The sequence below is a fragment of the Amycolatopsis nivea genome (genome assembly GCF_004522235.1).
GTDB classification, from domain to species: domain Bacteria; phylum Actinomycetota; class Actinomycetes; order Mycobacteriales; family Pseudonocardiaceae; genus Amycolatopsis; species Amycolatopsis nivea.
Genome location: NZ_SDLT01000027.1, coordinates 76,042 through 88,155, shown reverse-complemented (window position 1 = coordinate 88,155; position 12,114 = coordinate 76,042). Strand labels below are relative to the sequence as shown.

At 70.1% G+C, this 12,114-nt stretch carries 6 protein-coding genes; 2 read left to right on the top strand and 4 right to left on the bottom strand.

Translation table 11 applies throughout. The annotated features are described in order from the left end of the window. Positions 1 to 33 precede the first annotated feature (33 nt). Positions 34 to 984, top strand: coding sequence for an aldo/keto reductase (locus EIZ44_RS28195; protein WP_134732278.1), 951 nt, complete (start codon positions 34 to 36; stop codon positions 982 to 984). Positions 985 to 986: 2 nt separating this feature from the next. Here the strand turns inward: EIZ44_RS28195 and EIZ44_RS28190 are convergent, their stop codons facing one another. Genes EIZ44_RS28190 through EIZ44_RS28180 form a run of 3 tightly spaced genes read right to left on the bottom strand, consistent with a single transcriptional unit; the run spans position 987 to position 6,607 of the window. Then, positions 987 to 3,074 (bottom strand): FUSC family protein, encoded by a 2,088-nt coding sequence (locus tag EIZ44_RS28190; protein WP_037805941.1) that lies wholly within the window; start codon positions 3,072 to 3,074, stop codon positions 987 to 989. Continuing rightward, positions 3,071 to 6,169, bottom strand: coding sequence for a GH92 family glycosyl hydrolase (locus tag EIZ44_RS28185; RefSeq protein WP_134732276.1), 3,099 nt, complete (start codon positions 6,167 to 6,169; stop codon positions 3,071 to 3,073). The genes EIZ44_RS28190 and EIZ44_RS28185 overlap by 4 nt, the downstream gene beginning before the upstream one ends. A gap of 39 nt (positions 6,170 to 6,208) precedes the next feature. Further along, positions 6,209 to 6,607 carry a GNAT family N-acetyltransferase gene (locus EIZ44_RS28180; RefSeq protein ID WP_134732274.1) on the bottom strand — a complete coding sequence of 133 codons (399 nt, stop codon included), beginning with the start codon at positions 6,605 to 6,607 and terminating at the stop codon, positions 6,209 to 6,211. A gap of 55 nt (positions 6,608 to 6,662) precedes the next feature. Between EIZ44_RS28180 and EIZ44_RS28175 the strand changes: the two genes are divergently transcribed. Next, positions 6,663 to 7,121: a hypothetical protein gene (locus EIZ44_RS28175; RefSeq protein ID WP_134732272.1), complete on the top strand. Its 459-nt coding sequence runs from the start codon at positions 6,663 to 6,665 to the stop codon at positions 7,119 to 7,121. A 75-nt stretch (positions 7,122 to 7,196) separates the two neighbouring features. Here EIZ44_RS28175 and EIZ44_RS28170 read toward each other — a convergent pair whose 3' ends face one another. After that, on the bottom strand, positions 7,197 to 11,504 hold the full coding sequence (locus EIZ44_RS28170; RefSeq protein ID WP_134732270.1) for a GH92 family glycosyl hydrolase: 4,308 nt from the start codon (positions 11,502 to 11,504) through the stop codon (positions 7,197 to 7,199). Between the last annotated feature and the right edge of the window lie 610 nt (positions 11,505 to 12,114).

Here is a 12,114-nt window from a genome sequence, read left to right as displayed (position 1 = left end):
GCATCGCCGGGCGGGGAGTGCTTGAATGCGATCATGGTCGCACTTCGCACACTGGGCTCATCCGACCTCGCCGTCTCCCCGTTGTGTCTCGGCGGGAACGTGTTCGGCTGGACCGCCGACGAACCGGCGTCGTTCGCGGTGCTGGACGCCTACGCCGAGGCGGGCGGGAACTTCGTCGACACGGCCGATTCGTACATGTACCAGTTCCCGGGCAACGAGCCGGGACAGTCCGAGACCATCCTCGGCACGTGGCTCGCCTCGCGCGGGAACCGGGACGACGTGGTCGTGGCGACGAAGGTCGGCGACCATCCGCAGTTCAAGGGACTCGCGCCGGCGAACGTCAAGGCCGCGGCCGAGGAGTCGTTGCGGCGGCTGGGGATCGAGCGGATCGACCTGTACTACACGCATTTCGACGACGAATCGGTTCCGGTCGCGGACATCGTCACTGCGCTGGACGAGCTGGTGAAGGAAGGCAAGGTCCGCGCGATCGCGGCGTCGAACATCAGCCCGGAGCGGCTGGCCGAGTCGCTGGAGTTCTCCGACCGCGAGGGGCTGGCGAAGTACGTGGCGTTGCAGCCGAAGTACAACCTCGTCGCGCGGGACGAGTACGAGAGCGAGCGGCGGGGGATCGTGCAGCGGCACGGGGTGGCCTGCGTGCCGTATTTCGGTCTGGCGTCGGGGTTCCTGACCGGCAAGTACCGGCCCGGCCAGCAGGTGGACAACATCCGCAACCTGCCGGGGCTCGCCGGCGGTTACGCGGACACCGAGCACGGCGTGAAGGTGCTCGCGGCGCTGGAGGAGGTCGCGAAGGCGCGCGGCGCGGAGATGGCGACGGTCGCGCTGGCCTGGCTCGCGCAGCAGCCGACGGTGGCCGCGCCGATCGCGTCCGCGCGCACGGTCGAGCAGGTGCCCGCGCTGGTCGCGATGCACGACGTGGAGCTGAGCGACGACGAGCTGCGGATCCTCGACGCCGCCTCCGCGTAGGGTCAACTGTGCCGCGGCGGGTCCTGCGCGCCGACACCGAGCACGCGGCCCAGCGCGATCAAGCCCTCGTCGAGGTGGCTCAGGCTGGACAGCACCGCGCGGGTCTCGGCCTCGTCGATCCGGTCGGCGACCGGGGTGCCGTCGTCGCGGACGAGCTTGCGCGGCCGCGTGCCGCCGGGGTTGCTGACCGCCTCGTGCACGAGGTCGACGTTCGCGATGATCCGGCCGGCGAACTGGTCCAGCCGCTCCGAGACCGGGCCGGCGAGCTGGCCGGGCTGCGCGCGGGCGGCCACGTGCCGGGCGCGGAAGGCGATGCCCTCCAACGTGGTCAGCACGTGCCAGCCGTAGTCGCGGCGGGCGCTGCGCAGGTTGATCGGGTGGGTGAGCGGTTCGATGGTCAGCCGCACCTGCTCGACCGCGCGGTCGAGGTCGCGGGACATCTCGATGATGTTCACGTTCTCCCGGCCGGACAGCAGGGTCGCGGCTGACTCGATGAACTCGTGCAGTTCGTCGAGCGCGATCGCGATGTCGTCCAGCATCACCGCGCGCGTGCGGACCGGCAGCACCACCACGGCGGCGAGCAGCCCGCACGCCGCGCCGACGGCGGTTTCGGCGACCCGGATCCACAGCACCTCGATGCTGAACGTGCCGAGCAGGCTGTAGAGCAAGCCGAGCATGCTGGTCACGAAGAACGCCATCAGGAACTGCGAAACCCGCGCGGTGTAGACCATGCCGAACACGCAGACCAGCAGCAGCGCGAGGATCGCCGGGGTGTTCCCGCTGACCAGCAGCGCCAGCGCGACGCCGCCGACGATGCCCAGCAAGGTCCCTCCGGTGCGGCGCATGCCTTTCACGAACCGCGCGCCCGCGCTGGAGGTGCCGATGAACACGACGAACACCGTCAGCACCGCCCAGTACCAGCGCTGCGGCGAGATCAGCTGCCCGGCCAGCACGGCGAGCCCGCCGCCGAGCACGGCCTGGATCGCGCCGCGGGTCTGGTTGTCGTAGGCGAACGCCTTGGTCGGTTCGTCGTCCTCGTCCTCCCCGACGGAGAAGTCCACTTCGGACTGCAGGCTGGCGATCCGCTGCGCCCGGTCGTCCGCGACGGCCAGTTCGGCGATCGCGCGGCGGACGCCGTCGCCGGGGTGCGCGCGTTCGTCGATCCGGCTGCCTTCCACGAGCATCCGGCTGTACTCGCCGGTCTCGCTGATCAGCGGCAGGTCGCGCGGGTCGCGTTCCATGAGCGACCGGAACCGGGACAGCCGGGCCACGAGATCGTCGGCGACACCCTCGGGCAGCGGCTGCGAGCAGGTCCGGCGCACGGTGATCACCAGCCACTGCACAGCCAGCTCGACCTCGATCACCCGGCGGCGCAGCTGGTCGGCGCGGCGGTCGTCGACGACGTCGGGAGCGTGGTCCTCGATCAGCAGGACCACCTCGTGCAGCCGCTCCACCGACGTGCGGATCTGCCGGTCGCTGCGGTCCGAACCGCCGGACGAGATGTACGCCTCGGTCGCCCGCACCGCCGCGCCGAGCCGGGCCCGGAACGCCTGCCGGTAGCGGATCAGCTCGCTTTCGGCGTTGCGGCGCAAGAGAAGGAACCGCACGACGGCGTTCGCCGCGACCCCGATCGCCAGCGCGAGCAGCAGGTGCGGCACCTGCGCGAGGTGCGCCTGCAGGAACATCGGGAAGAAGAACAGGAAGAACGCCATCGACCCGAGCGCGATGCCCCGCGCGCCGAACCGCTGCACGTACACCGCGACGAAGATCAGCAGCACGAACACGATGCTGTCCGCGGGCGCATACGCGGAGCCGAAGCACGCGGCGGTGATCGACGCGGCGCCGACCACGAGCGCGAGCAGCAGCGTGACGGCCTGGCCGCCGCTGGTGGCGTCGTTGACGGTGAACGCGCTCATCATCGCCGCGATGGCCGCGACGAGCGTCGTGGTGAGCGGGAAATGCAGCGGCAGCATCGCGAGGACCGCGATGACGATGCCGAGCACCGCCGACGCGGCGAGCCGCAGCCGGACGAGCCCGGGGTCGGCCGCCGCCAGCCGGTCGAGGAAGGCGTTGCGCACGTCGGTGATCATCGGGCCAGCAGCTCCCACTGGGCGAGGGCGACGCGCCGCCGGGTCGAGGCGCGGACCCGCAGCCGGTAGTGTCGGCACGCGGCGGGTTCGGCGAGCACGAACGGCCGGGTCTGGCGCCGCCACCGGAACACCTCGCCGGAGCGTTCGTCCAGGGTCCGCCACCGGCGCCCGTCGTCGGAGCCTTCGAGCACCCAGTCCTTCGGATCGCCCGCGCGGCTGCCGGAGGTGAGCGTGTAGAGGACGACCTCGCGCGGCTCGCCTTCGGTGGCGAACGTGATGGTCGGCCTGGGCGTGCGGAAGACGGCTTGGGTGCGGCTGGTGTTGTCCGCCAGAACGCCGTGGACAGTGCGGACGGCGAGGTCGCGCAGCGGCGCGGGGGCGGCCGGGGCGACCGGTTCCGTGCCCCAGTCGCCGGGCTCGGCGCGGACGTCGAACTCCAGCACCGCGCCGCGCGCGAGGACCGCGTGCGCGAGGGTGGCCGAAGGGTGCGGTTCGCCGTCGACAGTCAGGCCGTGCACGTACGGCGTGTCGGCCGCGCTGTCGGCGGTCGCGGCGCGGGGTGCTCGGATCACCAGGTCCTTTCCGTTGTCGAGGTGCACAGTGGCGGAGCGGAACAGCGGAGCGCACGCCGCGTACCGCGGGCTGCCGACGGCCAGCGGGTAGAGACCGAGGGCGGTGAAGACATACCAGGCCGACATTTCGCCGTTGTCCTCGTCCCCGGGATAGCCCTGGCCGAGTTCGCTGCCGACGTACAGCCGGCGCAGCACCTCGCGGACGGTCCGCTGCAGTTTCGCCTGCGCCCCGGCGAAGGCGTAGACGAACGGGATGTGGTGCGAGGGCTGGTTGGAATGCCCGTATTGGCCCATCCGCACGTCGCGGGCCTCGGTCATCTCGTGGATCCGGCCGCCCTGGCCGGTTTCCGGGAGCCGGAAGAACTCGTCGAGTTTCGCCTCGAGACCCGCCGGGCCGCCATGGAGCGCGGCGAGACCGGGACCGTCGTGCGGCACGGAGAACGCGGTGTTCCAGGCGTTGGTCTCCACATAGTCCGGACCCCACGCCGTCGGGTCGAATCCTTCGGCCGCGTGCCGCCAGCCGCCGTCGAGGGTGCGGCCCTGGAAGAACCCGGTCCGCGCGTCGAAGTGGTTGGCGTAGTGCTGGGCGCGCTGGCGGAAGTAGACGGCGTTGTCGGCGAACCGGCGGGCCCGCGCGCCGCTGCTTTCCCGGGCGAGCGCGTCGGACAGGTTGGCGAGGCCGAAGTCGTTGAGACAGCCTTCGAGCGCCCAGGACAGGCCGCCGCGCGTCGAGGTCGGCGTGTAGCCGAGGAATGCGGAGCGGTCGAGACCCTTGCGGCCCACGCCTTTGCGCGGAGGGGCGACGGTGGCGTTCTTGAGCGCGGCGTCGTAGGCGGCCTCGACGTCGAAGTTCGTGACGCCCTTCAGGTACGCGTCGGCGAACGCGACGTCGGAACTGGTGCCGGTCATCAGGTCGGCGTAGCCGGGGGAGGACCAGCGTGCGATCCAGCCGCCTTCGCGGTACTGCTGCACGAAACCGTCGATCATCCGGCCGCACTGGCGCGGCGCGAGCAGCGTGTACGCGGGCCAGGCGGTGCGGTAGGTATCCCAGAAGCCGTTGTTGACGTACAACTCGCCGTCCACGACCTTCGCGCCGGTGCGCCGCCGCGTGCTCGGCCGGAAACTCCGCACCATCGGGCTCGCGTGCCGGATGCCGCGCGGCGTGTTCTCGTGCGCGACGTTCGGATACAAGAACAGGCGGTAGAGACACGAGTAGAACGTGGTCAGCTCGTCCTCGGACGCGCCTTCCAGTTCGACCCGGCCGAGCACCTCCTGCCAGCGTTCCCGCGCCCGGTCCCGGACCTGGTCGAACGTCGTGCCCGCCGGGATTTCCAGCGCCAGATTGCGTTTCGCCTGCGCCAGGCTGATCAGCGACGTCGCGATCCGCAGCGTCACCTCGGGCTCGGCGAACTCCAGGCTGCCGGTCACCGTCCGCCAGAACGGCCGCCGGATCCGCCCGCCACCGGAGGGCCGCTGGTCAGCTTCGGCGTAGACGAACATCCGCCGCGCGCCGGTCGACAGCCCGCTCCGCACCCACGTGTGCCCGGTGACGATCCCGCGCTCGGCGTCGATCCGGATGCCGCCGCGGTTGCGGGCGTTGTCGAACAGCACCCAGCCGCGTTCGGCCGGGAACGCGAACCGGAACATCGCCGCGTGCTCGGCCGGCGCGACCTCGGCGGTGATGCCGCCGCGGAACCGCACGCGGTAATGGTGCGGCCGGTCGGTCTCGTCGTCGTGGCTGAACGCCAGCGAACGCCGCCCGCGGTCCGGCTCGACCGTGCCGGTGCCGGGCATGAGGTGGAAGGTGTGCCGGTCGCCCATCCACGGACTCGGCTGGTGGCTGAGCCCGAACGCCTGCAGCCGCGGTTCGTTCCGCTCGTCGTTGTGCCGGTGGTAGGAGTAGAACCAGCTCAGCGCCCGCGCGTCGGTGACCGGGGTCCAGAAGTTGAACCCGTGCGGGACCGCGGTGGCCGGGAAGGTGTTGCCGCGCGAGAACTCGTCGCTGGAATGCGTGCCGCGCGTCGTGCGGACCCAGTCGACTGGATCTTTGCGCTCCGGCGGATGCTCGGCGATCCGGACGTCGTCCAGCCAGCCCGTTCCGTCGCCGTCGAACGCGGTCGTCAGCAGGATCCGCCGCACCCGCCGTCCGGCGAACGTGTTCAGCGGACGGCGCACCAGGTTCCACTGGTCGACGTAGAGCGCTTTCTCTTCGGGGGCGAACCCGGCGCGGCTGCCGTCGTCGAACTCGACATCGAGCGCGACCCGCGTGCTGCGGTAACTCGGCACCGGACCGTCGGAAGCCGGGAAGACCACATACGACAGTGCACTGTGGTCAGTGACCGGAATGTCCACCTCGAACAACACGACCGGCGGCCCAGCCTGGTAGCGCAAGGCTTTCGCCCCGGTGAACCCGACGCCGGTCTTCGCGGTCGGCGACCGCCGCGGCCCGCTGTCCACCCGCGCCCCCGCGACCGGCTGCGGATCGCCCGCTTCGAACGAGGAGAAGAACGCAGCCGTGGTCACGCCCCCACGGTAATCGCTCCCGCACCGGCGCGCGCCGGATCAGCTCGCGGTGAGCCGGATCAACCCCGCGTCAGTGGAGGTGAACCCGCAGGCGCCGAAGTAGAACGGGCGCAGGCGCGGTTCGAAGTCGACGTGCAGCCACTCGCAGTCCGCGTCCCTCGCGGCATCCCGCGCCCGGCGGACGAGTTCGGTGCCGATGCCGCGGTGCTGCCAGTCCGCGTGCACCTTCGGGTCGAGGAGGAACGCGTGGTCGGCGCCGTCCCAGGCCAGGTTCGCGAAGCCGACCAGCTGATCGCCGTCGTGGGCGCTGACCCAGCCGAGACTGTGCTGCCTCGCTCGGTTCCACCAGCCGGGTTCCGCGTCTCCGCCGTGCGCTTCGGTGAGAGCGACGAGCTGCGCGTCGGTGAGGTCGGTCCGCCAGGCGTAGTTGATCTCCATGACGCGACGCTCCCACGGCTTCGGGGGGCGAGCCACCGAATAAGCTGGTGCGGCGATGAAACACGTCAGAGTGGAAGCGACCGAGACGGGCAACTACCTCGATCCCCAGGCATATCTCCGGCTGCTGCCCGCGCTCTCGGCCGAGCTCCCGCCCGGCGCCCGGGCGTTCGCCGCCGACCCGGATCACTACGACTTCCCCGGCAAGCGGTGCGTCAAAGACCTCGTGCTCGACACCCTCCTGCGCGGAACCACGGACGGCGAGGACTGGCTGCAACTCGGCTTCCGCCACAACTGCTGGAAACACGACGAAGACCTGAACATCCGCTACCCGGGCCTCCGCACTCTCACCCACGACCCGGCCGACTGGACCGGCTTCGGCTCCGTCACCCTGGACGAAATCCTGCCCCACGACCACGGCTGCAGTCACGAGATCGGCTTCCTCGCCGGATCGCTCACCGTCGTCAGCCGCGACTTGACCGCGTCCTGGACCGAAGCCGACTGCCCGGACAATTAGCCGGACGCGCCGCAGGCCAGGTACCCGGAACGGATCCGGGCGACCTGGCCTGCGGCGGGTAGGGAAATCAGCCGATCACAACTGCGCGCACTGCCCGGCGGACGGGCCGCGGACGGTGTTGGCGAGGTCGTGGTCGGTCGGGGCGGGGGAGTTGCCCGTGCAGGCCAGCGGCCCGCCCACGGTGCTGCTCGCGATCAGCGGCCCCTGGTTCCCGGTCAGGTTCACCGGGCCCGAGATGTCGGTCAGCTCGATCGACACCGGACCCGTGCTGCCGGTGATCGACACCGGACCGGCCACCTTCGTCCGGTTCAGCACCACCTGCGCCGCGCCGACCGCCGCGAGCGGGCCGGTGATCTGGCCGCCGCGCACGATCAGCGAAGCGCCGCGCGCCACGTTCACCGGACCCGACACCGTCGCGCCGTTCAGGCACACCACGCCGCCCGACACGGTCAACGGGCCGTTCTGCACACCCGTCAGCGTCTTGGTGCACGACGCGTCCGGACGGCCCAGCAGCTCGAACTCCGCCAACGTCGCCGGACCGCCGGTGGTCGCGGTGACCTCCAGCCGGTAGTAGGCGTAATGCGCCGGGTTCTTCACCGCGAACGCCCGGGTCTGCTGCCGCCACTGGAACGACTGGTCGGTCTGCTGATCGGCGACCGTCCAGTTCTTCCCGTCGTACGAACCCTTCAGCGTCCAGCTCTTCGCGTCGCCCGCCCCGGTGCCGGAGGTGAGCGTGTAGTGCGTGACCGCCTCGTCGGTCGACTTCAGCTGGTACTGCACCGCACCGGTCACCTTCGCCTGCGTGCGCGAGGTGTTGTCCAGCAACGCCGACGCGTCCGAACCGTCCGAAGTGGACAGCGTGCCCAGCCCCGGTCCGGTCTCGTCGTGCAGCGGCGTCGGCACCGCGTCGCCCGTGGTGATCGACTTCGGCGCGTCGCCCGCGCCGGTGCCCCACGTCGACGGGTTCGGGCCCATGTCGAAGTCGAGCGTGGCGCCGTGCGCGAGCACGTCGTGCGGCAGCGACGTCGACGTCCAGTTCTTCCCGTTGACCTTCAGACCCTGGACATAGACGTTCTTCGCCGAGTTCTTCGGCGCGTTGATCACCAGGTCCCCGCCGGGCAGGTGCACGGTCGCCTTGGTGAACAGCGGCGACCCGATCGCGTAATCCGGGCTGCCCATCTGCAGCGGGTAGAAGCCCAGCGAGCTGAACACGTACCACGCGGACATCTCGCCGTTGTCCTCGTCGCCCGCGTAGCCCTGGCCCAATTCGCTGCCGGTGTAGAGCCGCGACACGGCCTCGCGCACCTTCGCCTGCGTCTTCGCCGGCTGGCCCGCGTAGTCGTACATGTAGAGGATGTGGTGCGAAGGCTGGTTGGAGTGGCCGTACTGGCCCATCCGCACGTCCCGCGCCTCCCGCATCTCGTGGATCACGCCGCCGTAGCTGCCCGGGAAATTCGCCGTCTCCTGGTCGGCGAAGAACTGGTCGAGCTTGGCGCCCAGCTTGTCCTTGCCGCCGTAGAGATTCGCCAGCCCCTGCCCGTCCTGCGGCACGGTGAAGGCCATGTTCCAGCCGTCGGTCTCGGTGTAGTCCCCGCCCCACTGGCGCGGGTCGTAATCGGCCTTGGCCTTCGTGAACTTCCCGCTCGCGTCCTTGCCCTGGAAGAACCCGGTGCTCGGGTCGAACAGGTTCACGTACTGCTGCGCCCGGCTGGTGAAGTACTGGTAGTTCTCCAGGTACTCCGCCTTGCGCGGATCGTTCGCCGCGGCCTGGTCGTACAGCTTCTTCGACAGGTTCGCGATGCCGAAGTCGTTGACGTAGCCCTCGATCGCCCACGAGAAGCCCTCGCCGGTCGAATTCGGCGTGTACCCGAGGAAAATCGACTGGTCCAGACCCTTGCGGCCGACCGCCGAGTTCGGCGGCGTCACCGTCGCGTTCTTCAGCGCCGCGTCATAGGCCGCCTTGACGTCGAAGTTCGTCACGCCCTTCTGGTAGGCGTCGGCGAACGCGACATCCGAGCTCGTCCCGGTCATCAGGTCCGCGTAACCGGGGGAGGACCAGCGCGCGATCCAGCCGCCGTCGCGGTACTGCTGCACGAAACCGTCCACCATCTTGCCCGCCATGTCCGGCGTGAGCAGCGAATACGCCGGCCACGTCGTGCGGTAGGTGTCCCAGAACCCGTTGTTCACATACGTCTGCCCGTCGACGACCTTCGACCCGGTCTGCGTCGCGGTGTCCGGACCCGCCTTCGGCGACACCGGGCTCGCGTACCGGTACTTCGGCGCCTCCTTCGTGCCGACGTTCTCGAAACCCTCGTTCGGGTACAGGAACAGCCGGTACAGGTTGGAATACAACGTCTCCAGCTGGTCCTGCGACGCGCCCTCGACCTCGATCACGCCGAGCTGCTTGTCCCACGCCCGCTGAGCCGCGTCCCGCACCGAGTCGAACCCGGCGTTCGGGGCGATCTCCTGCTCCAGGTTCTTCTTCGCCTGGTCCACGCTGATCAGCGACGTCGCGATCCGCATCGTCACCGTCTTGTCCGCGCCCGCGTCGAACCGCAGATAGCCGGTCACGTTGTCGCGGTTCTGCCCGGTGAGCTTGCCGCCGGTCGTGACGGGCTTGTCGAACGTCGCGTAGACGAACATCCGCCCGGCGCCCGCCGACAGCCCGCTCTTCGCGTCGGAATACCCGCTGAGCGTGCCGTGCGCCGGGTCGAGCGTGAGCCCGCCGGAGTTGTTGACGTTGTCGAAGATCAGGCTGGAATCAGCGCCCGGGAACGAGAACCGCATCATCGCCGCGTGATCGGCCGGCGCGATCTCGGTCTTGATCCCGTTCTGGAACGTGACGCCGTAGTAATGCGCCCGCGCCACCTCGTTGTCGTGCGTGAACGGCAGCGCCCGCTTGTCGCGGTTCGCGTCCGGCACCCCGCTCGCCGCCGACGGCATCACCTGGAAACTCTGCCGGTCGCCCATCCACGGGCTCGGCTCGTGGCTCACGCTGAACGCCTGCAGCTGCGGGAGATTGTCCGCGTTGTTCTGCGAATGGTAGTTGTACAGCCAGCTCGCCGAACCCGCGTCGGTCACCGGCGTCCAGAAGTTGAAGCCGTGCGGCACCGCGGTCGCCGGGAAGTTGTTGCCGCGCGAGAACGTGCCGTTCGCCATGGTGCCGCGCGTGGTGAGCACGTTGTCGCTGGGCCGGGTGCTGGCCGGGGGCGTCGGCGTCGCCGAGATCTTCAGATCGTCCAGCCAGCCCGCGAACTGCGCCGGGCCATTCGGGTTGTCGTAGCCGATCGCGATCCGGTCGATCGTCTTGCCCGCCGCGACCCGCCCGATCGCCGACCGCACCAGGTTCCACTGGTTCGCGTAGAGGACCTTGCTCGCGCCCTGGCCCTCCGGCGTCAGCGGGAACCCGTACTGGTCGGTCGCGCCGAGATCGCGCAGATGCGTGCCGTCGGTGAAGTCCAGGTCGACCGCGACGTTCGTGCTCGGGTACTTCAGATCGCCCTCGACGAACTGCGGCTGCACCTTGTACGACAGCTCGCTCGTCTCCGTCACCGGGAGATCGACGTCGTAGACCTTGTTGTAGGAATACCCGTGCCCGGCCTTGGGCTGGCTGCCGGAGTACCGGAACGCCTTCTTGCCGGTGAACCCAACCCGGTTCTTGTTCGTGTAGCCCTGGCTCGGGCCCGAATCCACGACGCTGCGCATGTTCGGCAACGGTGGCGGGGCCGGATCGTCGTTGGCCAGCAGCAGCTCCGAGAACTGCATGATGTCGTCGCCGTTGTTGCGCGTGACGTCCAGCTGGTAATAGCGGTACGCGTTGCTCGGCGCGGACAGCTTGTAGTCGTTCTGCTGGAACCGCTTGTCGAACGACTGGCCCGCCTGCTTGTCCAGATCGGTCCACTGCTGGCCGTCGTTCGAACCGCGCAGCGTCCAGTCCCGAGGATCGCGGCCGGGCGCGTCGTTCGCCGAGGACACCGCGTAATGCGTGATCTTCGTCGGCTCCGACAGCGTGAACGTCACCGACGCGGTCGGATCCCACGACAGCCACTTCGTGCCGGTGCTGCCGTCGATCAGATTCGCGGCGACCTCGCCGCCGCCGGTGTTCTCGCTGGTCGCGCTGATGTCGGTGACCTTGCCCCGGATGTCGCCGGGGATCGCGGTCCCGTTCGCGCCGTCCACGCCCGAAGCCCGCGGCTTCCCGGCGGCATCGGTGTCGACAGCGTCCTGGATCGGTTGCGGGTCGTTCGGCTCGAACGAAGAAACGAAGTCCGGCGGGGCGGCCTCGCCCGGCGCGGCACCGGCCGCGGCGGGCAGGACGACCAAGCCCGCAGCCGCCACCGCCGCGACGAGCACGGCATGCAACGGTCTGGCGCTTCGGGGCATCATTGCTCCCAGTTCGTCAGGGGATCGGGGGCCCGGGACTTCGCGAAATCCCGGGGTGCCGGAAGCTCAACGCGCGGGTGACATCGATGTCAAGGCCGCCCCGCAAACCTGACCGGAAACGGACAACCCTTCACCGCCCCGCTACGGCAACCGGGTGTCGGCCCAGCCCGGGCCGCCCGGCTACGACAATCGGGCACCCCGATGCGGCAACCCGGTGCCTGCCTGGCGCGAACCGCGCCCATCCGGCAGCCCGGCGCTCTACCCGCCCGGGCCACCCCGATCCGGCAACCGGATGCTCGCCTGGCCCGAACCGCACTGCTATGGGAACCGGATGTTCGCCCGGCCCGAACCGCCCCGACGCGACCACCGGGCACCCGCCCACCCTCCCCGCCGGGGCCGCGCCGCTACGGCAAACGGGGTGACCGCCCGGACGCGGCGTTCGGGTGACCGCCTCGCCCGTCCCGGCCACGGTGCGGCAATCGGGGTGTCCGTCCTGCCTGAACCGCCTCGATGCGGCATGGGGTGCGTGCCACGCACCGAACCGCCGCATCGGGTGTGTCAGATGCACCGAACGCCGCATTGGGTGCGTCAGATGCACCCAATGCGGCAT